This window comes from Methylobacterium oryzihabitans, from assembly GCF_004004555.2.
Classification (GTDB): Bacteria; Pseudomonadota; Alphaproteobacteria; order Rhizobiales; family Beijerinckiaceae; genus Methylobacterium; species Methylobacterium oryzihabitans.
Window position 1 is genome coordinate 1 of sequence record NZ_SACP01000169.1, and the last position, 431, is coordinate 431.

1 protein-coding gene is annotated in these 431 nt (G+C 58.9%); it reads left to right on the forward strand.

What is annotated here, in order from left to right; translation table 11 throughout:
- On the forward strand, window positions 1–431 hold a 431-nt coding region (locus EOE48_RS28895; protein WP_148239834.1), incomplete at both ends, for an ABC transporter ATP-binding protein.

Here is a 431-nt window from a genome sequence, read left to right on the forward strand (position 1 = left end):
GAATTCAATTTCAACCAGTTCGAGAAAACCTTCGACATCGTCGTGACCCAGGCCGGCTATTACGGTATTCCGCCCAAGCTGGCCAAGGAACGCGCCGAGCAGTACCTGACCCAGCTGGGCTTGTGGGACAAGCGTGATGTGCAGTCTCGTTCGTTGTCTGGCGGCATGAAGCGCCGCTTGATGATTGCCCGCGCGCTGATTCACGAGCCGCGCCTGTTGATCCTCGACGAACCCACCGCAGGTGTGGACATCGAACTGCGCCGCTCCATGTGGAGCTTTCTCACCGAGCTGAACCAGAAGGGCATCACCATCATCCTCACCACCCACTACCTGGAAGAGGCTGAGCAGCTGTGCCGCAACATCGGCATCATCGACCACGGCACCATCGTCGAGAACACCAGCATGCGCCAGTTGCTGGGCAAGCTGCATGT